The following is a 21953-nucleotide window of genomic DNA, read 5'->3' on the forward strand; positions in this document are numbered from 1 at the left end:
ATCGGTGCGCCGTCCTCGGTGGCCAGGTCGTAGACGTCCAGCGCCTTGCCGCTGTGCCGGTTGACCAGCACATACCAGGCGCCGGTGTCGATGGTTGCGGCCCTGGCCGGCGGCGCGGGCAGGGCGACGAGCAGCACCGCGGCGAGGACGGCGGCCAGCAGCGCGGCCAGCGGCCCCCGCGCGGTGCGGAGTACAGGCGGATACATGGTGGCTCCCGTTCCGGACGGGCGTCGTCCACGCCCGCCCCTTCGACGAGTCCTTCGTTTTCCGGAGACGAGGTCCGGAGGAAAGAACCATGAGAGGCGTCAAACCGGTGCGAATGGTAATTGTTAGCGCTCTCATTTCTTGCGGGGAACGTACCGCCTGGACATGTACCGGTCAAGACACCCTGCACATCCGGAAGACCGGAGGAAAAGTTCACCGCCGCGGCAACCTTCCGGCGCTCCGCGGCAACTGACGGAGTGAGACGGGAGCCCTCCATCGTCGCCCCCCTGAGGGAGGGCTCCCGTTCAACCGCCCTCCCCGCTCATGCCGCGGGAGCGCGGCAGGGCAAGCGGCGGCGTCAGCCGGGCCGCCGCTACCGCCCCCCGGGCTTCACGCAACAGCCGCCGCATCTGCCACCGGCCCGCATCAAACCCTCATCGGCCCCACAGATCCGCTGGCTAATCTCACCTCGGGTCACTCGGAGTGATGAAAGATCACCGTGAGGGTCGAACTTGGGAGGATGTCGTGGCGGGACGCGGATCCTGGTCCGCCCGGCCGCGGACGGCACCGCCGGCCGTGGCGCTGTCGGCGGCACTGATATTCACCGTACTCACCGCGCTCACCGGCTGCGGGTCCGGGGATTCCGGCGGGCCGGCGGACGACACCGCCGGCGGCTCCCCGGCCGCCGCCGCGGAGAGCCCCGGGGAGTCCGCCGGCCAGGACGGGCAGGACGGGCAGGAGCAGCCGGCCGGGGAGGACACGGACGAGTTCCAGCCGCCGGACCTGGCGCACAAACAGTTCGAGGGCCGGGAGCCCGCCCTGGAGAACCTCGGCGAGGGCGACTGGGGAGGCCCCTTCCCGCACGCCGGCGCCGAGTTCTGGGCCCTGGTGCACCACACCTACACCGGATCGCCCGAGGACCTCACCGCGGAAGGCTTCGGCGAGGCGTTCGCCGGACTGCGGCCGGTGCACCTCTTCATGTCGTTCGTGCATGTCGGCGGCGAGGAGCTGACCGGCGTCGACCTGCTCAAGCAGACCGGCTCCGCGGTATGGAGCGCGGACGGCGAGCAGGCGATGGGCGCCGACCTCGGCGACGAGGGCGCCGCACTGCCCGGCGGCTGCCCGCCCGGCGGCGCGGAACGCGACTACGCCCTCGGCGTGGAAGAGGTCATCTGCATGACCTACTTCCTGCCCGCGGACGCCGAACCGGCCGAGGTCAGCCTGTTCACCGGACAGGAGAACGAACTGCGCTGGCGGCTCGGCTGACCCGGACCGGGCCGCGGCATGCCGTCAGCCGACGCCGTGGCGCAGTTCGCCGGGACGGTAGCCCACCCGGTCCAGCGCCTTGTGGACCCGGAGCAGAACGGCCTCGGGCTCGTCCTCCGGCGGTGCGCCGAACACCGGCAGGCCCTCGACACCGTACGCCAGATAGGCCGTGCCGTCCGGCCGGCTGCCGATGGTCACCGAGTAGAGCCGGCCGCCGGGCTGCTGAAAGGCGTGCAGCGCGCCCCGGCCGCTCTGCTGCCCGCCGACATGGCGGAAGCCCTCCTCGGCCATGGCTCCGCGCAGCGCCCTGGCCAGGCCGTTGCGCAGATCGCGGGCGAGCAGCAGCTCGTCCAGCCGGGCCTCGGTGCGCGGCAGAAGCTGCTCCAGCTCCGCCACCGCCGCCAGCGCCTCCTCCGTGCGCCGGGCGTCCAGCGCGTCGTCCGCCCGCCGCAGGACCAGCCGCAGCTCGTCGGCCAGCGCCTCGGCCTGGAACTCGGCGGCCGTCTTGAGCGCGTCCCGGACATGGCGCTGCACGGCGCCGAGCCGGTCGGCGGCCTCGCGCAGCGTTTCGTGGCGGCGGCGTTCCTGCTCGGCGGCGGCCCGCTCGTCCTGCGCCCGGCGGCGGGCGGCCTCCTGCTCCCGGGCATGCTCGGCCTCGAAGACGATGCCGGTCAGATGGGTGAGGCGCTGGGTCACCGCGCCGAGCAGGGCCTGGGTGCGGGCCGGCCGGCCCTCCTGGAGGGCGGTGCGCAACTGGTCGAGCAGTCCGGCACAGGAACGGTGGCCGTCGGGGGCGAACTCCGCGGCACGGACCTCCAGATCGGCGAGCCGCTGCTCGGCGTCGGCCAGCGCCAGCAGTACGGCGGCGGCCCGGTCGGCGGGCGGCTCGCCGTGCTCGGGGCGGCGGGCGTGCCGGCCGGCGGGCCGGGACTGCTCGGTGCCGGGGCCGAGGTCGCGCTCGGCCGCCTCGGCCAACTGCCGTGCCCGGGCCTCGACCCGCTCCAGATCGCCGCTCATCCGGGCGCCCGCCTCGGCGCGCCGCAGCCGCTTGCGCAGCAGGGAAAGATCCTGGTCGAGCCCGGCCAGGCAGTCGGGTCCGAACCGGGCGCGCAGCGGACGCAGCAGCGCCTCGGCCTCCCCCATCCGCCGTTCGGCGGCCCGCACCTCGTCGGCGGAGGAACGGCCGCCCGCTTCGGCGTCGTCGTGCCCGCGGCGGCCGGCGGCCCGCTCGTCGGTGCGGCGCACCCGGTCGGACTTGCGGACCGAGTCGCGGCGCTTGCGCTCCGCGGAACGCTCGGCCATCAGGCGGCGGCGCTCGATCTCCAGCAGGGTCCGGCGCTCGGCCTGCTGCCGCAGGACGTCCTCGCCCGGCGTCACGGTGGTGTACATCAGTGATCCGCTCATCGCCCCTCCGGGATCTGCCCGCCTCCCGCCTCCCGCACCCGAGACCGCCGTTGGCCCCACCCGACGCACCGTCACGGCGCCCGCTCCGGGGACGAGTGGGCACGCGCGGGGCGGAGCCCGCGCAGCGGAGGACAGAGTATGCCACGCCCCCGTTACGCCTCACCCCTCCCCGGAACCCGGAGGGCCCCAGTCGGTGACGGTGAGACCGACGGCGCGGATGAGCGCGTCGTCAATGGCCAGCCTCCGCACGGGGGAACAGCCATGACGGCGCAGCCAGCGGCTCCGGCGGGCTCGTTCCCGGGCGCCGAGCAGCCTCCAGTCGTCAGGGACGATGCTCCCCTCGCCCTGGCGGACGCCGGCTTCACGTAACACCTGACACAAAAGGGGAACCTCCTGCGGGCACGAGTGCAGGGTGATCAGCGCCCATGCCGTCGGATAGGAGAGCGCCGGGCCGTGCCGTGCCATGAGCCGGCGGGTGCGCCATTGCCGCACGGGAGCCAGCAGCCAACGCCAGGTGTCCTGTGTCATCCGGTGTCGCTCCCGGCGGTCGGCGCCGTCCGAGCGTGCGGTCCCGCGCGGGCGGACAGTCGTGCCGACCGGTCGGCCAGTTCTTCGGCCCCTACTGCTGTCAGCGCTCGGACCAAGGCGTGCAGCAGCACTTCCCGCTGCGGCGGCGTGCGGAAATCGTCGAGGATTCGGTCCAGCAGCCGCACAGCTTCCTCGCGGGCCGGGTCCGCTGGGCGGCCTGCCCGCGGCGGCCGGATGCCCTCCAGCAGCGGCAGAAGGACGGAGAGCTTGTCGAGCCGGTCCGGATGCCGGTCGATGAGATACGGCAGGCGTCCGTCCGGGTCGGCCAGCAGCTCCTGCACCATCGCGTGGTGCCGCCCGGTCTCCTGCCGCTCCAGGTGGCCGGCCTGTTCCCGCAGCAGCAGGCGGCGGGCGCGGGCGCGCACGGGGCGGGTTACCGCGAGACGTGCCCGGCCGTGGTACTCCACTCCCCCCGCAGGGCCCTGCCATGACATCAGTACGGCGTTGACCGCGTCCTGCGCCGCGGCGGGTTCGAGGACGCAGCAGCCGGCGAGAATCCGGCGCACCTGTTCCCGGAGGTGGTGGCGGGCCACGGTCGCCGGGTCGCCGTCCGGCCCGGACCCTCCGCCGGACGGGCGCCACGCTCCGCGGACACGCACGGTGAAGGGGAGCCCGGGGACCCGGCTGGGCAGTTGCTCCCGGGCGAGCGTCAGCGCACGGGCGGCGGGCCCGCGCCCGCCGCCCACCGGGTCCGCCCGGTTCCCCCGGGGGGACCGGGCCGGCTGCCACGGGACCGGCGTCATGCGGCGGCCGGGAGCGGGGCCGTGATCAGCCGGTCGAGGAGTTCCCGGCGGCGGGCGCGTCCCGTCTCGGTGTCACCTCCCAGGACCAGTTCGGCCAGCCGGGCCTGGTGGAGCCGGCCCCGCAGGACCGCCTCGGGAATCACGAGCGCCTGTTCGTCGGTGAGGTCGGGGGTGTCCAGCCAGGCCGCCAGGGCGCGCCGGGCCGGGTCCGCCGTCGGCTCCTGGCCGAAGGCGGCGCGCCACCCGCGGACCAGCAGGCCCCGCTCGGGCGGTTCCCGGCCGTCTGCGGCCGGGACGGCCAGGTCGGCGAGGAGCGACCGGGCCACCGCGTGGCGGTCGTTCCCGGCGGAGTCGTCGGCCGGAGCCCCGGCATCTCCGCCGGGCAGCTCCACCAGGGCGAGGAAGACCCGCGCCCCGGACAGGCGCACCGCCGGGTCCTCGTCCTCGGCCCACCGCACGGCCACTTCCAGCATGCCCTCCCGCCGGGCCGGGCTGCTGCCGGCCAGCGCGCGGACGGCGTCGGCGACGGCTCCGGCCGCCCTGCCGTCCGGGCGGCCGGCCAGCAGACGCAGCCTGGTGAGGGCCACCTGCGGGTAGGTCCTGCCCAGCTCTCCGGCGCACACCTCGGCGACGGCACGGCACAGTTCTTCCGGGGTGCCCTTGTTCCGCGCCCAGTCGTAGAGGCGCCTGCGGACTTCGGCGCCGGTGCGGGGGTGGGTCGCGAGCCTGCCGAGGACTCCGGCCGCCAGCCGTCGGTGCTGTTCGCCGCCCTTGCCGATCCAGGTGAGGGCGAGGTCGAGGACCGTCTCGCCGGCCAGGCCGGCGGCCAGGTGGGTCAGCCGGTCGGCGATGAGGTCCAGGTGACGCACGGCGATGCCGCCGGATTCGCTGATCTTCGCCATCCAGTCCAGCAGCAGCTCCCGGACCTCGGGGAGTTCCCGCCATACATGGTCGAGCACGCCCAGCGCAATGCCGGGACGGGCCTTGCCGAGCAGAATCCGGTCCCCGTCCCGCTGTGCCTCGATGACGTCCAAGCGGGTCTGGAGGTCCTGCCCGGCCAGCAGGGCGCCGGGCGGTGCCTGGGCGTCCATGCGGTACAGGCTCTCGGCCGCGGCCAGCACCACCGGGGCGGGTGCTCCGTCGAGGAGGGCGGCGGCGACCATCAGGGCCCGGTACCGCAGCCCTGCCTGCCCTGCGTTGTCCCGGAACCATGTGGTGACGGTGGAGCGCCAGTTGCGGTACTGCTCGGCCGCGCGGCCGGGGTCGTCACCGGGGCAGCCGGCGATGATACGGGCGAGCCGGGCGGCGTCCCGCGGTGCGGTGTTCTCGTCGAGGAGCCCGGCGAGTTTCTCGTGCTCCAGCCATTCCCGGCGCTCCTCGGAGAGCAGCCGCAGGTGCGCCCGGGCGACCTCCGGCGCCGGCGGGCGGGCCGGCTCGATCCGGGGGACGGCGGGTGCCTCCGCCGGGTTCCAGGTACCGTGCGTGACCAGGATGACCAGCAGGGTGCGGGCTTCTTCCGGCTCCGGTCCGGGTTCCTCCCGGACGGCCGCCGGGCCCCGGACCACCGACCGGAGGGTACCCGTCCGGTACTCGGCCAGTCCTCGGTAGAAGTCCTTCGGCAGGCTGCTGTAGTCGGAGAGGTCGAGCACGTATCCGTCGCCGGGGCCGTGGGGGATCTGGGCCGCCCGGGGCGTGTCCCAGTCCGGCAGCAGGTCGCAGATCCGCTTCCCCGGCACTCCTGCCTTCCGCAGGACCCGCAGCGCGGTGGTGCGCCGCCCCGTACCCGGGTCGCCGGCCAGCACCACGATCCCGTTGCCGTCCGGGGAGCCGGTGAGCGCGCGGACGGCCCGGGCGACGGGCTCGTCCTCCGGCAGGACCGCCGCCGGCGCCGGCACGTAGGCGTGGTCCGCGATCCGGAGCTCGTCGTCGGCCACCGGGACCGGCGTCAGCCGGCCCGGGCCCAGGTACTGCGTGACGTGGTATTCGGTGTTGTTTCCGGCGACCTGCTTGACCAGCCCGTTGCCGGAGGCGGTCGCCTGCTGGCTGAGGACGGTCACCGGCCGCGCCCCGTTCCGTCGCCGTACTGGTCACCGCCGATCTGCACCACGCTGGCACGGCCACGGGCCTCGGCCCGCTGCTGCACCATGCGTGGCGCCGCGTCACCGGCGGGGCGGTGCCGGGACATCCAGGCCTGCGCGAAATGCAGCATTTCCCTGGCCGCCTCCGCGTCGAGATCGGCGATGTCCTGGAGCCGCACGCCCCATGCCGTTTCCAGTTTCCCCGCCTGCCTCTCGCGTTGCGCGGCGGACCGCTCCAGCAGCTTTTCCCGGTCGTCGTCGATGCGCTGGAGCAGATGGCTTTCCGATTCCGGCCGGTTCCTGCGCAGCCACTGGCGAAGCCAGGTGCGGAAGCTTCCCCACCCGTCGGCCGCCATGGCGGTGACCAGTGCCGAAGCACACGTCGCCCCGGCGGTTGCCAACTCACCGGACATGTCTCGTCCGTCCCTCCCGTTGCGTTTTCACCGTGCGAGGACGCCGCATCACTGTGCCCGGCGCTCTCCGCACTTTCATCGCGCACACCGTAAGGGGATTTCTCCGAGCCTCCGCATCGAGGGACAGAAAACCGGCCTGCCACATTTATTCGAAATCATATTCTGCGATCGAAGATGCCATCATATTCCGCGGTGTGGGTGAGGCTCCCGAAGGAGTATGAGCAGCACGATGTTCCGGGCGCGGCCCGTCCGGCCGCCCGGCGGCTTCCGCCCGAGCTCCCACCGGCCCGGACACGGCGGTCACCGATCGACTACCGTGGCCGGGCGTGCACGGTCCGCGGGGGAGCACGTTCACGCCTTCGACGGCACTGACGGGGAGGACTCAGGTGCGTATCGCTCCGCTCAGTCCCGGAGATCCGGAGCGGCTCGGGGACTTCGAACTGCTGGGCCGGATCGGACACGGCGGCATGGGCCAGGTGTATCTGGGAGAGTCGCCCGGTGGTGAACCGGCCGCCGTCAAGGTGATCCGGCCGGCGGTGGCGGATGCGGAGAGCCGGGAGCGGTTCGCCCAGGAGATCGAGATACTCAAAACGGTCTGGGGTGCCCGTATCGCCGCCCTCCTCGACGCCGACCCGGAGGCCGACCGCCCGTGGCTGGCCACCGAGTACGTGCCCGGTCCCGACCTGCGCCGCCACGTCGAGCGGCACGGGCCGCTCCCGGCGGTACTCGCCGCGGCGCTGGGCGCCACCCTCGCCGAGGCCCTGGCAACCGTGCACAAGCAGAAGCTGCTGCACCGGGATCTCAAGCCCGCCAATATCCTGCTCGGACCCAACGGCCCCAAGATCATCGACTTCGGGCTGGCGGCCTTCACCGAATCGACCGTCTCGCTCACCGCCCCGCACACCGTGGTGGGAACCCCGGTGTGCATGGCACCGGAACAGGCGAACGGCGAGCGCCCGCTCGGAGCGGCCGTGGATGTCTACGCCCTGGGCGCCGTCCTGCTCTTCGCCGCCGCCGGTCACTTCCCCTACCAGGCCGAGCAGGCACACATCGTGTTCGGCATGATCACCGACCCGGATCTGCCGCCGGACCTGTCCGGAGCACCGGAGGAACTGCTGCCGCTGCTGACCGAGATGCTGGCGTTCCGGGCGGCGGACCGGCCTTCGCTGCCCACGGTCGTCCGGCGCTGCCGCGCCCTTATCGAGGCGCAGGGCCTGACCGTGGCCGAGGCCCGCCGCCGCCTCACCGCGTTCACCGCCGCACCCGGTACGGCCGGCCAGGCCGTACCGGCGCCTGCCGTGCCCGGAGCCGGGGAATCCGGTCCCGGGACGCCTGTTCCCCCCTCGTCCTCGTCCTTCCCCTCCTCCCCCGCGCTGCCGGCGCCGCCGCTACCGCAACAGGGCGACCCGACCGGCACGGCCGTACCCCCGGCCCCGGCCCCGCCCCCGGCTTCCGCACAGGTGCCGCTCCCGCCGGGCAACCCCGGTCACCCGCCGGGCGGCCGGCCCTCGTCCGCCCGGCACGGCCGCCCCGGAACATCGGACCTGCGACACTCCCGCGAGGCCCGGCGGGCCGCCCGGGAACTGCGCGAGGCGTACGCCGCCGGTGCCGCCTTCTGACCACGCCGCGGTACCCCCGCACGCACCCGCACACCGGCTTGACCGGCATGTCCGTCCCCGGCAAGGGTGTCCTGGCACCCCGCCGCACGCAGACGCCGGCAGACACCAGCAGACAGGAGACCACGGGTGACCGCCCAGCAGACCGCCACCGCCGTCCCGGCCGGTACCCACGGGCCCGAGGAGGCCCAGTACCCGCCGGGCGCGCAGATCCTCGTGCGCGACGAGGAGTGGCTGGTGCGCAATGTCCGGCGTACCCCGCACGACGGCGACCGCATCGAGGCCGTCGGCGTCAGTGAGTTCGTCCGCGACCAGGAAGCCGTCTTTCTCACCGGGCTGGAGCCGGTCGAGCTGCTGGACCCGGCCAGGACCGAGCTGATTCCCGACGACTCCCCCCACTTCCGCCGCTCCCGCCTCTTCCTGGAGGCGGTGCTGCGCAAGACCCCGCTGCCGCAGTCCGAGCGGGGCCTGGCCCTGGCCGATTCCTTCCTGCTCGACCCCCTCCCCTACCAGCGCCGCCCCGCGCAACTCGCGCTGTCCGGCCGCAACCTGCGCCCCCGGCTGCTCATCGCCGACGTGGTGGGCCTGGGCAAGACGCTGGAGATCGGGCTGATCCTGGCCGAACTGATCCGGCGCGGGCGCGGCGACCGCATCCTTGTCGTCACCCCGCAGCATGTGCTGGAGCAGTTCCAGCACGAGCTGTGGACCCGCTTCGCCATCCCGCTGATCCGGCTCGACTCGGTGGGCATCGAGCGCATCCAGCGGGAGATCCCGGCCGGCCGCAACCCGTTCGCCACCTTCAAGCGGGTCATCGTCTCGATCGACACCCTGAAGAACGCCGACCAGTACCGGCACCATCTGGACCGCATCCGCTGGGACGCCGTGGTCTTCGACGAGTCCCACAACCTGATCAACCGTGGCTCGCTGCGCAACCAGCTCGCCCAGCTCCTCGCCCCGCGCACCGACGCACTGATCCTGGCCTCCGCCACCCCGCACAACGGCGACGCCCGCTCCTTCGCCGAGCTGATCTCCCTCCTCGACCCGGCGGCCATCCGCGACCCCGAGCACTACCGGGCCAAGGACATCGAGCACCTCTTCATCCGGCGCACCAAGATCAGCCCCGAGGTGCGTGAGCAGATGAAGGGCCAGTGGGCCGACCGCGGCCCGAGCCGTTCCGTGCACTGCCCGGCCACCCCGGCCGAGGAACGCGTCTTCGAGGAGCTGACGGGACACTGGCTGCCGCCGGACGAACCCGACACCGCCCCGGGCGCGGCCCCGGGGCCGCCCGGCGGTCGCCGGACCTCGGTGAGCGGGAGCCGTCTGTTCCCCTACACCCTTCTCAAGTCCTTCCTCTCCTCCCACGTCGCCCTGGCGGCGACCGTCGCCACCCGCATCCGCACGCTGCGCGCCCAGCAGCGCGGCACCGGCCCGGAGGGCGAGGGCCCCCCGGCCGTCGCCGCCGAACTGGCCGCGCTGGAACGGCTGCGCGAGCTGGCCGGGGACATGACCGAGGCCGACTCCGCCAAGTTCCGGCTGCTGGTGGAGCAGCTCAGGGAGATCGGCGTCGGCCCCGGCAGCGACACCCGGGCCGTGGTCTTCTCCGAACGGGTGCAGACCCTGGAATGGCTGCGCCGCACCGTCCCCGCCGCGCTCGGCTTCCGGGGCCGGGCGGCCGAGAGGGCGGCCCGCGTCATGCACGGCGGCCTGTCCGACGAGCAGCAGATGCAGTGCGTGGAGGACTTCGGTCTGGCCGACAACCCGGTCCGCATCCTGTTCACCGGTGATGTCGCCTCCGAGGGCGTCAACCTGCACCGCCAGTGCCACCAGCTCATCCACTACGACGTGCCCTGGTCACTGATCCGCATCGAGCAGCGCAACGGCCGTATCGACCGCTACGGCCAGGACCGTCCGCCGCAGTTCCGCGCCCTGATCCTGACCAGCGAGGTGCCCGGGGCGAAGGACGACCGGACGGTCGCCGAGCGGCTGCTGGAGCGGGAGGACGAGGCCCACCGCTCGCTGGGCACGGCGGAGGCCGTGTCCGGCCTGTACCGGGCGGAGGCCGAGGAGAAGTCCCTGATCCAGGACCTGCTGCGCGGCCGGACGGTTGACGAGTCCCTCGCCGCCCGGACCCCGGGCACCTCCGGCGGGGGTGCGGACGCGACGGACGCCGCCGACGACTTCCTCGCCGAGTTCTTCGGCTCGGTCGGCGACACCGATCCCGCGCCCGGCCCGGAGGGCGGCGCCGCCCACGCCGCGTCGCCCCCGCCCGCCCCGGCGCACGCCGACGTTCCCCGGCTCTTCGCCGACACCCGCGAGTTCCTCGACGAGGCACTGCGCGAGATCTACCCCGACGCCGCCGACCGGCTGGACTTCTCCCGCGATCCCGACTCCGGCCTGCTCTCCTTCCGTCCGCCCACCGATTTGCTGCACCGGATGAAGGCCCTGCCGCCGGACTACCGGCGCGAACAGCGCCTGCACGAGCGCCTGCTGGTCACCTTCAACCGCCGCCTCGCCGAGCAGGCCCTGCTCCGCGCCCGTCAGTCCTCCGATTCGAGCTGGCCGGACATCTCCCTGCTGACCGACCTCCACCCGGTGGTGGAGTGGCTGACCGACAAGGTGCTGGTCCGCCTCGGCCGGCAGCAGGCCCCGGTCGTCACCGCCGACGTGCCCTCCCCCGCCTACCTGGTCCAGGGCGTCTACGCCAACGCCTTCGGCCGCCCGACCGTGGTGAAGTGGATGGCCGTCACCGGCATTGCCGGCTCGCCGGGCGGCGTCGCCTCCGTCCCCGAGGTCACCGACGACATGGTCGGCCTGCTGCGCAGGGCCGGGATCGGCCCCGGCATGGCAAACCCGCAGCACCGCCACGATCTGGACCGGCTGGGCCGGGCCGTCCCGGCGGCGCTCACCGCCGCCGAAAGCTTCCTGGACCGGCACCGGGACCAGTGGGACGAGGCCCTGCGCGGACCGATCGAGCAGTACAAGCAGCGCCTGGGCGCATGGGAGCAGCCCACCCTGGCGGGCGGCCAGACCAAGAAGAACCTCGCGGGCCTGGCCGACTCGCTGCTGACCACCGGCCGCCCGATGCTCCGCCTCCTCGCCGTCCTGGCCCCGCCGCCCGACTCCGACACCACCGCCGATGCCGTCGCCGACGCCCGCCGCCTGCCGGAGGACCCCGCACGATGACCTACGACTCCCTGGTGAACCGCGGCGACTACTTCTCCGCCCACTACCTCGCCGAGATCCTGCCCAAGGACCTCAAGTCCGGTCTGCTGGCCGCCTGGAAGGAGCGCGAGGAGACCGCCGCCGCGGCTGCCGCCCGCGCAGGCGAAGCGGCCAAGGTGCAGGCGGAGGCCGGGCCGGAAGCGGAGCAGGCGGCGGAGGCGGAGGCCGAGGGCCTGCCGGTCACTCCCCGCGCCGGGCTGCGCGAACTGCGCCGCGCGTACTTCCGCTCCCGCGCGTTCTTCGCCCAGCCGGCGGCGGACGCCGAGGCCGCCGGTGACGACAGCACCGCCACCGCCTCGGCCTCCCGCACCGCCGCCCTCGCCGCCGACGACGCCGCCACCTACGACAATCCGCGCTGGCGCGAACGCGTCACCGCCCTCAACTCCTCGGTGCTGCGCGCCCTGGGCTACGACGCCAAGCCGCAGACCCTCACCGTGCGCCGGGCCGACCAGGAGCACGAGGTACGGGTGGCGCACGCCGAACCGGGCCTGGTCGCCCTGGACTGCGGCTGGGCCGCCGAGCCGGACGACGCCCTGGACCCGCAGGGACCCGGCCGTCTCCTCCACCCGCTCGTCCTGGACGCCCAGACCACCCTGGCCACCGGCTCCAAACTGGCCTCGCACCTTTTCGCCTCCGAGGACCCGCCCCGCTACGTCCTGCTGCTCACCGGCGGCGTCCTGGTGCTGGCCGACCGCGCGGTATGGGGCGAGGGCCGCTATCTGGCCGTCTCCCTGGACACCGCGCTGGAGCGCAACGACACCAAGGCGGGCGGCGAACTCGACACCATCGCGGCCCTGTTCGGCGCCGACTCGCTCCGGACCCCGGAGGAGGGCGGCGAGAACCCGCTCGCCACCCTCGTCGACAAATCGGCCAAGCACGCGGTCGGCGTCTCCGGCGAGCTGCGCGACGGACTGCGCCTGTCCGTCGAACTGATCGCCAACGAGGTACTGGACCGCATCCGCGAAGCCGGCGTCCAGCCCGGACAGGTCAAGGAACTCCCCGAGCTGGGCCGCCAGCTCACCCGCGATTCACTGCGCTACCTCTACCGCATCCTCTTCCTGCTCTACGCCGAGGCCCGCCCCGAGCTGGGCATCCTGCCCTCGGACTACCCCGAGTACCAGCAGGGATACGGCATGGCCCGGCTCGGCGAACTCGTCGCCGAACACCCGGTTCTCGTCGGCGACAAGACCCGGCGCGGCTTCCACCTGTACGACTCCCTGGACCTGCTCTTCACCAAGGTCCAGCAGGGCCACCGCCCGCGCCGCACCCACGGCGAGGCCGCCGAGGCCGTCACCGGCTCCGAAGACCTGGGCCTGCGCTTCGAGCCCCTGCACTCCACCCTCTTCGACGCGTCCTCCATCCAGCTCATCGGCCGCGCCTCGGTCCCCGACCCGCGCGTGGACGAGGACGAGAACGGCGAGCCCCGCCATCTCGACACCCGGCTGCGGAACGAAACCCTCCACCGGGTGCTCCGGCACCTGATGATCGCCAAGGGGAGGAAGGGCGAACGCGGCGGCTTCATCTCCTACGCCCAGCTCGGCATCAACCAGCTCGGCGCGGTGTACGAGGGCCTGATGTCCTACACGGGCTTCATCGCGGACGAGGAACTCTACGAGGTCGCCAAGAACGGCGACCCCAAGGACGGCTCCTGGCTCGTCCCGGCCTCCAAGGCCGACGAGTACCCCGACTCGGTGCGCGTGATGCGCCGCGACGAGGACACGGGGGCTGAGGTATGGGTGCGGTACGCCCCGGGCTCGTTCGTCTACCGGCTCTCCGGCCGCGACCGCCAGACCTCCGCCTCCTACTACACCCCGGAGTCCCTGACCCGGGTCACAGTCCAGCTCGCCCTGCAACACCGCCTGGACCAGGACGGCGAAACCACCCCGGCCCGGGAACTCCTCGACTGGAAGATCTGCGAGCCCGCTCTGGGCTCGGGCGCGTTCCTCAACGAGGCCATCAACCAGGTGGCCGCCGAGTACCTGCGCCGCCGCCAGACCGAGCTGGGCACCACGATCGACACCGAGCGGTACGCGGTGGAACTCCAGAAGGTCAAGGCGTACATCGCGCTGCACAACTGCTACGGCGTGGACCTCAACGACACGGCCGTCGAGCTCGCCGAGGTCTCCCTCTGGCTCAACACGATGCACCCGGGCATGGAGGCCCCCTGGTACGGGCTCCACCTGCGACGCGGCAACTCCCTCATCGGCGGCCGGCGCGAGGTCTACCCGCCGGAGAAGCTCAGGAAGGCCGCCTGGCTCGGCACCACCCCGGAGCGCTTCCCACTTTCCGAGGCGGCGGGCGGCCTCCCCACCACCACGACCGAGTCCAAGACCCGCAGCGGCACCTTCCGCACGGTGACGGAGAACGCCGTCCACCACTTCCTCCTCCCCGCGAAGGAGTGGGGCGCCGTCGCGGCCGAGAAGGAAGCCAAGGCCCTCGCCCCCGAGGACGCCAAGAAGCTGGCCGCCTGGCGCAAGGCCATCACCCGCACCCCGACCGCGAAGCAGTCCGAACGCCTCCAGGGCCTCGCCCGCCGCGTCGAGTACCTGTGGAAGCTCGTCGTCCGCCGCCTGGAGATCTCCGAACGGGACATCTCCCGCCGCATCGACGTGTGGGGGGCCGAGGACGACTGGCTCCGCAGCCCCAAGGTGGCCGTCCAGCGCGACGAAGTCCGCGCCGAGCTGGAAGCACCGGACACCCCCTACTGGCGGCTCAAGACCCTGATGGACGCCTGGTGCGCCCTGTGGTTCTGGCCCGTCCAGGACGCCGCCCTCCTCGACGGCTCCGCCGAGGTCTACAAGCGCGCCACGCCCCTCCCCCTCACCCCTCAGCTCGCCGACCCAGCCCCCGAGACGGAGCCGGCCGACGCCCTCCCCCTCACCTGGGAATCCGAAGCCCTCCCCGGCCTCGCCCCCGACAACGAACAGCTCACCCTCACCCCACCCACCCCCCGCAAACGCCCCTCAACCCGCCGCAACCTCAACCCCCGCGACCGCAAGGCCACCCCCCTGGCCACCCTCGACGACTGGCTCACCTTCGCCGAAGCCCTCGTCGGAACCCACGACGTCCCGCGCGATTCCCTGGTCTCCCACTTCGAGAACCTGACGGAACTGTCCACCTACGAGGACGACCTCCCTGCCCTCATGGGCATGGAAGCCGCCCACCACCTCGAAGGACACTTCCCCTGGACCTCAACAGCCAAGGACATCACCGACCGCCAAGGCTTCTTCCATTGGGAACTAGAGTTTGCTTACATCTTTGCCAACTATGGCGGCTATGATCTCCAAGTCGGCAACCCTCCATGGGTTCGCCCTCGCTGGCAAGAGGACGTAGTTCTGGCAGAGGCCGAGCCATGGTTTTCCCTCACCGAAAAGTCCACTATTGCAGAGTGGAGACTACGCAAGACGGAGACGCTGCACCGTAATAATGGTGCAGCACTTGCCTACTTCACCCAGGAACTGACCACGAATTCTGGCATGACGGCATACCTGGGAAATGGCACAACCTACCCCCTCCTGGTCGGCACACACCCAGACCTGTATAGGGCGTTTATGTGCAAGACTTGGTCCAACTGCAACTTCCAGGGAATCACCGGACTAATTCATTCCGATACACACTTCGGAGGCATCAAGGAAGGCCCTCTCCGTGAAGCGACTTACAAACGCCTCCGTTTTCACGCTCATTACTGGAACCAGAGGCACATCTTTAGCGAGAACAAGGAAACCCTGCAGTTCTCAATGAACATCTATGGGCGTAAACAGCGTCCACATTTCCCTCACGCAAGTTTGCTGTTTGCCCCTGAAACACTGACTGCTTCCCTAGATCATTCGGGCTCGGGAGACCTGCCAGGAATCAAACACAAAGGATCTTGGGACGTTCGACCACACCGCGCCCGTCTGGTGACAGTCAATCTCAATCGCTTGAAGGAATGGAATAGACTCACGACGGGAGGAGTCTCACCTGACAGGGAGGCACCGCTTCTCTATCCCGTGACAGCAGAGGAGGAAGGGGCGATCTCTTCACTGTCACAAGCGACGGAGCGCGTGGGATCACACCAACCCCATATCAGCCCTGGGTATCATGAAGCCACTGGAAAACAGGAAGGATATATCCGTTGGGAATCGAGTACACCGCAACGCCTCGAAGAAGTGATTCTCCAAGGGCCCCACTTCGGGATCGCAACGCCTTTTGAGAAGCAACCAAACTCACCACTCCGAAACCGGAACGACTATACCGACTGGGACCTTACATCTCTACCAAGAAACGCCATTCCGCGAACCAATTACCTACGTGCCTGTGAACTGAATCGCTTCCTTGGTGCACAGGTCCGTTGGAATGGTCAGCCATACACAAATTTCTTTCGCCTGGCATGGCGCGTGATGATCCCGATGGACACAGAGAGAAGCCTTTCTGCCGCTTTGCTCCCACCTGGCCCTGCTCACGTACACACCGTTCATTCAATGGCGCTGCCCACAAATCACCTCACTGCACTCTGTGCTGGTTTTTGGGCTGCTCTTCCCTTGGACTACTTGCTGCGCATCACCCGACGGAGGCACCTCCAAGTCAGTGAAGCTCGCATGATGCCCATGCCCTTGCCTGACCACCCCTTGGAGAGCGCACTCCTTCTACGAATCCTACGACTGAACTGCCTTACTGAAGCTTATTCCCCACTATGGAGTGAGCTCTACCGACAGGACTGGCGAACCGATGAGCAGTGGGCCTATCACTGGCCCACGATCAGTCCTCTATCAGACGGTCTCGGACCCGTATGGGAGTACGACACACCCCTTAGGACTGAATTCGAGCGCCGGGCGGCACTGATTGAGATTGACTCCCTTGTTGCAGTATGGCTCGGCATCACATCGGAGCAATTGATCACCATCTATAAAACCCACTACTACATCCTTGCCCAAAGAGATGAGGAAATCTACTTTGACGCACAAGGGCGAAGGATTGCCGGAAACCATCACTCTTATGGGCACGGACAGAGGAAGGAAACCTATTCGGAGCTCCTAGCCCATCTGGCCGATCCGAGTAATATTCCGCCACCGTCCGGCTACATGGCCCCTTTTTACAAAGCTGACCGAGAGGCTGAGATGCGTGCTACACACGCCCACTTTCAGGGCCTGATGGACAGCAGAGAGGCGACTAATTGCTGATCGGCAGCAGTTTGCCTCCCAAGAACTGAAACGATCAGGACCGCTCCCGGCAGCTCCAACTAATTCACTCACCCCCTCCGGTACTAACTAACTGACGCCCAGCGCAGTGCATTCGCGGGCAGGAGTAGTGTCAGCGGACGAGGTTGACGAACGCCTGCCATGCGGCGTTCGGGATTATGAGATCAGCACCCTCCGGATCCTTGCTATCGCGGACGGGCACAGATTCCATGACATCGTCCCGGACTTCAAGGCAGCCGTTTTCAACGCCGCTATACGACGACTTGCGCCAGGTGCCGCTATTCTGCTGCATTCTTGTACTCCTTCGCATACTGACGAACCAGGTCGAGGGATTCGTCCTCGGGCAAGGATTTCGAGCACGCCACATCGAAGAGCTGAACAAACTCGGCCACTTTTTCGGGCGATTCCATAGGTTCCCCCGTACGGAAGCTCTCAACGACAGCCGCCGTCTTCCCTTCCCTATTCGTGTGCAAGAGCAGGGTACCACCCATCATCGGATGCACTCCGCTGGAGAAAGGAAGAACTTGCAGGGTGAGGCGCGGCTTTCGGGCCACCGTATCGATAACGTAGGACAACTGACGTACCATCTCTTCTGCCGTTCCCACGGGGCGGCGCAGCGCCGCTTCATCCATAATCGCCCAGTAGCGCGGTGGATCATCCTGTTCCAAGGCCACTTTTCGCTGCATTCTCATATCGACCAGATCCTCAATCTCCTCCGGAGAAAGATCTGGGAGGGTGCATCGCAGGACCTCCCGTGCATATTTCTCCATCTGGAGGATTCCTGGAATCATGCCGCTCGTGAATACCTGCACGCGGAGCGCTTTGGGTTCCTGTTCCAGGAAGTCCAAGGTGAAGGCTTTCATAAGCCCTGAACGGTGCATGCGCTGTAGATCCCTGAACAGCTTGCCCGTGCCGAAGAACTCGTCCAGCTTCGCAGCCAGCGCATCGGACGGGTTCTGCTTTCCCGCCTCCACGCGCTGGATATAGGACTGCGGGTAGCCGATGGCCTTGGCCAGGGCCTCCTGACTCAGGCCGCGGGCTTCCCGCAAGCAGCGGAGAGTAGTCCGCAGGGTCTCCTTGGGCGTGGGAAGGCGGGTCCCGTTCGTGTTGACTTCCATCGAACAGCCTTTCAAATAACGCCCAAACCAACGCGTTTGGTGTGGTTCCCGGGGGTGTCCTGACCTCTGATGCAGCCGATGGTGAAGACGTACCCACTCACAGCTACCGGCCAACGGAGGTACCGCACCACATGACAGAGCACATCGGCAACCGGCCCGAACACCTCCCGCCCCCGGACGTGGTGGCGCTGGCTGAGCGACTTGGCGCGCAGCTCCGGGAGTTGGGCGCCTCCGACTGGCCGGTGACGGTCGGCAGGGGGACCAAGGGCCAGCCGCTCGTCGGGCTGCCGCTGCTGACCGTGGAGGGTGCGCGGCTGCTGTCCGGCGCGCTGGCCCTCGCCGCGGTGCGGCTGCGGGACGGCCGGCGCCTCATGGCCGCGCTCCAGGCCCCGGACGGCACTGACCGCAGCGCCGCCACCGGCCGGGAGGACGGGGAAGCACCGTGCGATGCCCGCACACCGGCGAACTGACCACCGATCCCGCCACCGGAGACCGGCTCTGCCACGGCTGCGGCGCGCTGATCTACCAGGCGCACGCCGTGCGAAACCTCACCGGCCGGCGGCAGACCGGCAGCGAAAAACCCCACCAGGAAACCGGCCACACAGCGCAAGACCCCGGCAACCGACGCGACCGGTCCCGGGGCATGGCCGATCAGTAAGGAGCCGACCGACAATGCCCGACTCTATCGCGCACGCCCTGAGCGGAGCGCTTGCCGTCGCGAGCCTGCTCGTGCTCACGACGGCTTCCGGCCTTCTCTCCGGCCTGCTCGACACCCTGTTGCCCGCCCAGGGCAGGCGGCGGCAGGGCCGCCCCGCCCGGCCCTCCGCCGTGGCCGCGCCAGACGCGGGCCGGCCCAGGAACGGCAGCGGACAGACCCTGGACCGTCCCGGCCCGCCCGGGTACCGTGCCCCCTCCCGCCGGCAGCCGCAGCATCAGCCCGGCTGTCCCGCGAGGCCGCACGATCACCCGGCGGTCGAGCGGGGCACGGCGATTCTCGACGATCCGCTGCTGGTCCGCCCCTACGCCCCGGCCGCCTACTGGCTCGGCGGCCCCCTGGCCCACACACCCGCCGCCCGCCCGCGCCGCCTGCTGCTCATGCCCACCGGTCTCGGCCCCGCAGTGCGCTCCGGGAGTGCCCGGTGATCCTGCGCGACCTGACCGCCGTCATCCTGCTGACCGGCGACCCGGACCTGGTCAAGGACGCCTGGCCACGGTTCACCGCCGCGCTCGGCACCCGGCTCGACGTCAGCATGACCACCTACGACCACAGCGCCCGGGTCCTGGCGGACGGCGGATGCCGCGTGCTCCGCGTAGAAATGGAGAGGACCCGCTGCCGGGTGCGGTTCAGCGAGGCCGCCCCCGGCGGCGGATGGGCCGACAGCACCGGACGGACATGCCCGGCGGCCGACGCGGTGACCACCGCCCTGCACCTCATCGACGGCCCGTAGCGAGCCGATGAGAAGCAGACGGCCCGGCAGCGACGCTGACCGTGTCGGCGTCTCACCGGTGTTCTCGACCCCGGCCACGCCGCTGCGGCAGCGATCCAAGGCCGCGTGCTCGGAACCCGGCAGACGTCCGGGCGGTCTGCCGCCCCGCGCATCCCCGTTCGCCGACCCCTGCGGAGAGGCAGGCGGAGGACATGTCACCCAGTGTGCCGCGCGGGTATCGTTGGAGTGAAGCCAGCCCTACGTCGAGATCGCAAGGACGACATCTCGCTAGGCTGTTTCCCCTGTACAGCAGCGGGGATGACCCAGGCCGAGGAGACGAGAAAGAGGGGAGGGAAGCCGGAGATGGTCACTGCCACGAGCGACATCCGTTTTGATGTTCCCCTGTACACCCAGACCCATGCCGCACATTACCTTGACATGCCACCATCGACATTCCGCTCGTGGGCGCAGGGGTATCACAATCGGTTCCGTAACCGCCCTCCCGTCCACGGTGCACCGCTGATCACTTACCTTGGGGAACCGCATTCGCCGCAGCCCTCCATCCCTTTCATCGGGCTCGCCGAGGGAATGTTCCTCTCTGCTCTCCGGCGGGCCGATGTTCCGATGCAGCAGATTCGGCCGGCTCTGGAATTGGTGCGGGAACGGCTTGGCGTACAGTACGCCCTTGCCTCAAAGAGGTTGTATGCCGTAGGGGCGCAGCTTCTTTTCGAAGTGAGCGAGGGCCAGGATCTGGACAGGACCGAAAGGCGCGAAGCCCGGAAACTGATCGTTCTCAAGAACGGTCAGTACGTCTTCCGCGAAGTCGTCGAGAAGTATATGCGGAACATCCACTACGACGACGGGGACGGGTATGCCGCTCGGCTGCATCTCCCCGGTTACGAGGTCGCCGAGGTCATGGCAGAGCCGCAGGTGAACTTCGGGCAGCCGTACTTCACCGCGACCGGGACGCCCCTTTACGCCGTGGCAGGCCGGCTGCGTGCGGGCGATACCGTCGAAGAAACAGCCGAAGATTTCGATCTTCCGGTCGACCAGGTCGCCGAGCTCTCCGAACGGGTTGAACGCGGAGTCGCATGAGCAGCGCGCAAGACCTCAGGCTCTTCCTTGACCGCAGCAGCAATTCGAAGAGGCTGGCCCAGGCATTACGCGACATGGGCACGGACGTGGTGACCATCGGCGAGCGTTACGGAGTCAAACCCGCCGAGACGGTCAAGGACGTGCGCTGGCTCTCCGAAGCAAGCTCTGAGGGACGCATCTGCGTCGGCGCAGACAGCTCAATCCTCAAGAATGAACTTGAAATCGCCGCAGTCCTGGAATCCTCCGCCCGGTACCTCCTCTACCCCAACAACAACCTCAGCGCACGCCAGCAAATCGAGCGGTTCCAAGGATTGCTGCCGGAGATGCTGCCGCTTATTGACCGGCCCGGGCCGTGGGCGTACAAGATGACCCCCGATGGCCTGCTGGAGGTACCGGAGGCAGTGCTGCGCAAACGTCTTGAGGACCGCAAGCGCCGCAGGGAATAGCTCCCGCTCGGGCACCGCACACCGGAAGTCTCGCGAGCCGATCTTCGGCGGATGCGCCGGTGCGGTCAGCGAGACCGCCCCGCCTGCTGCTGGGCCGCCGTTCAGCCAGCGGGAGCCGTCGGCAGCGGTGCCTCCGGGCGGCAGGTGCGGCAGTGGGTTTCGGTGTGGCTGCGGAAAGCGACGTTGTGGCATCCGGCGCAGGTGCGCAGCGGCGGCGGCAGGGCGGGCGAGGGGTCGTCGGCCGGGTGGGCCGTAGCCCGGGGCGGGAGGTATTCGCGCAGGCGGTAGGCGAGCAGCCGGACCGGGCGGTGGGTGAGCGGCTGCGGCAGGCCGGCGGTCAGAGTGCGGGCGATCTGCGACGGCGTGACGCCGCGTCGCAGCCAGTCGTCCACAGCCGGGCCGAGTTCGCGGGTCTCGCGCTCGGACAGGCACAGGCGGGGGTCGCGGGCGCGCAGGCCCAGCAGCACAGCGGCGGCCTGGTCACTGGTGGGCTCGGGCTCGGGCGCGGGCTCGGCCTGGGGTCCGGGCGCCGGGGACGGGGCCGGAAGGTTAGCGGCGGGCGCGGACAGCGGCCGGGGCCGGGTGCGGGGGCGTGGCGCGGGGACGACGTGGGTGTCCGAGGCGGTGCCGGGGCGGTGGTGGACGACGTAGCGGGTGCGGACGGTGCCGTCGCCGGCCCGTTCCCGGCAGCGCACGAGGTAGCCCTCCGCCTCCAGTTCGTTCAGGGCACGGCGGATACGGATGGTGCCCTCGGCGAAGTGCCGGGCGAGGCGTTCCACGCTGACCGGGGTGCCCTCGGGCAGCGACAGCAGGTAGGCGGCGACGCCGATGGTCACCGCGCTGCCGGGGCGCTGGAGAAGCTGGTTGCGAAGGATGGTGAAGTTCTTGGTGTGCCTGGCCCGTACGTGCCGGAGGCCGTGCGCGGGCGCGCTAACCTGGGGAGCAGCCATGGGGAAGGTCTCGTCTTCCTACATCGGTCAGGCCCCCGGCGGGATGCCAGTCCCGCGCGGGGGCCGAAGTCTTTCTGCGGTTGTCTGCGGCGACGATAACCCCCGGTGCACCGGCGATCACAGCGAAGTCCCCCTATCGGGTGAGGGCTTCGCTGGTGGGTGGGTGGGAAGGTTCTTTCTCCTCAGTCCTTTACAGGGCCGCCGCT

The 21953-nt window shown here is 70.2% G+C and carries 17 protein-coding genes and 1 pseudogene; 9 read left to right on the forward strand and 9 right to left on the reverse strand.

The window, feature by feature from the left end; all coding sequences use genetic code 11:
- Nucleotides 1-206, reverse strand: a pseudogene (locus BM242_RS24920) (RICIN domain-containing protein); the annotation flags it as partial.
- A 523-nt stretch (nt 207-729) separates the two neighbouring features.
- Here BM242_RS24920 and BM242_RS24925 point away from each other — a divergent pair.
- On the forward strand, nt 730-1470 hold the full coding sequence (locus tag BM242_RS24925; protein WP_093841187.1) for a hypothetical protein: 741 nt from the start codon (nt 730-732) through the stop codon (nt 1468-1470).
- Between the two features lie 24 nt (nt 1471-1494).
- On the opposite strand, the gene BM242_RS24930 is transcribed toward BM242_RS24925, so the two are convergent.
- From BM242_RS24930 to BM242_RS24950, 5 genes are all read right to left on the reverse strand, one after another.
- The gene (locus tag BM242_RS24930) at nt 1495-2874 is read right to left on the reverse strand and encodes a coiled-coil domain-containing protein (RefSeq protein ID WP_139238438.1); all 1380 of its coding nucleotides are present in this window, start codon (nt 2872-2874) and stop codon (nt 1495-1497) included.
- Nucleotides 2875-3033: 159 nt separating this feature from the next.
- The gene (locus tag BM242_RS24935; protein WP_093841189.1) at nt 3034-3402 is read right to left on the reverse strand and encodes a hypothetical protein; all 369 of its coding nucleotides are present in this window, start codon (nt 3400-3402) and stop codon (nt 3034-3036) included.
- A complete protein-coding gene (locus BM242_RS24940; RefSeq protein WP_093841190.1) occupies nt 3399-4205 on the reverse strand; it encodes a hypothetical protein in 807 nt (268 codons plus the stop codon). Before BM242_RS24940 ends, BM242_RS24935 begins: the two co-directional genes overlap by 4 nt.
- The gene (locus BM242_RS24945; RefSeq protein WP_093841191.1) at nt 4202-6262 is read right to left on the reverse strand and encodes a hypothetical protein; all 2061 of its coding nucleotides are present in this window, start codon (nt 6260-6262) and stop codon (nt 4202-4204) included. Before BM242_RS24945 ends, BM242_RS24940 begins: the two co-directional genes overlap by 4 nt.
- Nucleotides 6259-6696 carry a hypothetical protein gene (locus tag BM242_RS24950; RefSeq protein WP_093841192.1) on the reverse strand — a complete coding sequence of 146 codons (438 nt, stop codon included), beginning with the start codon at nt 6694-6696 and terminating at the stop codon, nt 6259-6261. The genes BM242_RS24945 and BM242_RS24950 overlap by 4 nt, the downstream gene beginning before the upstream one ends.
- A 386-nt stretch (nt 6697-7082) precedes the next feature.
- On the opposite strand from BM242_RS24950, the gene BM242_RS24955 reads away from it, so the two are divergent.
- The 3 genes from BM242_RS24955 (at nt 7083) to BM242_RS24965 (ending at nt 16693) form a co-directional block, all read left to right on the forward strand.
- Nucleotides 7083-8315 carry a serine/threonine-protein kinase gene (locus tag BM242_RS24955; RefSeq protein ID WP_093841193.1) on the forward strand — a complete coding sequence of 411 codons (1233 nt, stop codon included), beginning with the start codon at nt 7083-7085 and terminating at the stop codon, nt 8313-8315.
- A 126-nt stretch (nt 8316-8441) separates the two neighbouring features.
- Nucleotides 8442-11495, forward strand: coding sequence for a DEAD/DEAH box helicase (locus BM242_RS24960; RefSeq protein ID WP_093841194.1), 3054 nt, complete (start codon nt 8442-8444; stop codon nt 11493-11495).
- Entirely contained in the window at nt 11492-16693 is a 5202-nt protein-coding gene (locus tag BM242_RS24965; protein ID WP_093841195.1) for a DNA methyltransferase family protein, read from the forward strand. Before BM242_RS24960 ends, BM242_RS24965 begins: the two co-directional genes overlap by 4 nt.
- 130 nt (nt 16694-16823) lie before the next feature.
- Here BM242_RS24965 and BM242_RS24970 read toward each other — a convergent pair whose 3' ends face one another.
- Both BM242_RS24970 and BM242_RS24975 read right to left on the reverse strand, forming a co-directional pair.
- The gene (locus tag BM242_RS24970; RefSeq protein WP_245834500.1) at nt 16824-17003 is read right to left on the reverse strand and encodes a DUF397 domain-containing protein; all 180 of its coding nucleotides are present in this window, start codon (nt 17001-17003) and stop codon (nt 16824-16826) included.
- Nucleotides 16990-17829: a helix-turn-helix domain-containing protein gene (locus BM242_RS24975; protein ID WP_093841197.1), complete on the reverse strand. Its 840-nt coding sequence runs from the start codon at nt 17827-17829 to the stop codon at nt 16990-16992. Before BM242_RS24975 ends, BM242_RS24970 begins: the two co-directional genes overlap by 14 nt.
- A 131-nt stretch (nt 17830-17960) precedes the next feature.
- Here BM242_RS24975 and BM242_RS24980 point away from each other — a divergent pair, with 131 nt between their 5' ends.
- The 5 genes from BM242_RS24980 (at nt 17961) to BM242_RS25005 (ending at nt 20797) form a co-directional block, all read left to right on the forward strand.
- A complete protein-coding gene (locus BM242_RS24980; RefSeq protein ID WP_093841198.1) occupies nt 17961-18299 on the forward strand; it encodes a hypothetical protein in 339 nt (112 codons plus the stop codon).
- Nucleotides 18300-18501: 202 nt separating this feature from the next.
- Nucleotides 18502-18972 carry a hypothetical protein gene (locus tag BM242_RS24990; protein ID WP_093841200.1) on the forward strand — a complete coding sequence of 157 codons (471 nt, stop codon included), beginning with the start codon at nt 18502-18504 and terminating at the stop codon, nt 18970-18972.
- Complete coding sequence (locus BM242_RS24995; protein WP_093841201.1) at nt 18969-19277, forward strand: hypothetical protein; 309 nt, start codon at nt 18969-18971, stop codon at nt 19275-19277. Before BM242_RS24990 ends, BM242_RS24995 begins: the two co-directional genes overlap by 4 nt.
- A 297-nt stretch (nt 19278-19574) precedes the next feature.
- Entirely contained in the window at nt 19575-20351 is a 777-nt protein-coding gene (locus tag BM242_RS25000; protein ID WP_093841202.1) for a DUF433 domain-containing protein, read from the forward strand.
- Nucleotides 20348-20797, forward strand: coding sequence for a PIN-like domain-containing protein (locus BM242_RS25005; RefSeq protein WP_093841203.1), 450 nt, complete (start codon nt 20348-20350; stop codon nt 20795-20797). Before BM242_RS25000 ends, BM242_RS25005 begins: the two co-directional genes overlap by 4 nt.
- Nucleotides 20798-20898: 101 nt before the next feature.
- On the opposite strand, the gene BM242_RS29670 is transcribed toward BM242_RS25005, so the two are convergent.
- Nucleotides 20899-21747 (reverse strand): helix-turn-helix domain-containing protein, encoded by an 849-nt coding sequence (locus BM242_RS29670; RefSeq protein ID WP_093841204.1) that lies wholly within the window; start codon nt 21745-21747, stop codon nt 20899-20901.
- Nucleotides 21748-21953 lie beyond the last annotated feature (206 nt).

Origin of the sequence: Streptomyces aidingensis, assembly GCF_900112355.1 — a bacterium.
GTDB classification, from domain to species: domain Bacteria; phylum Actinomycetota; class Actinomycetes; order Streptomycetales; family Streptomycetaceae; genus Streptomyces; species Streptomyces aidingensis.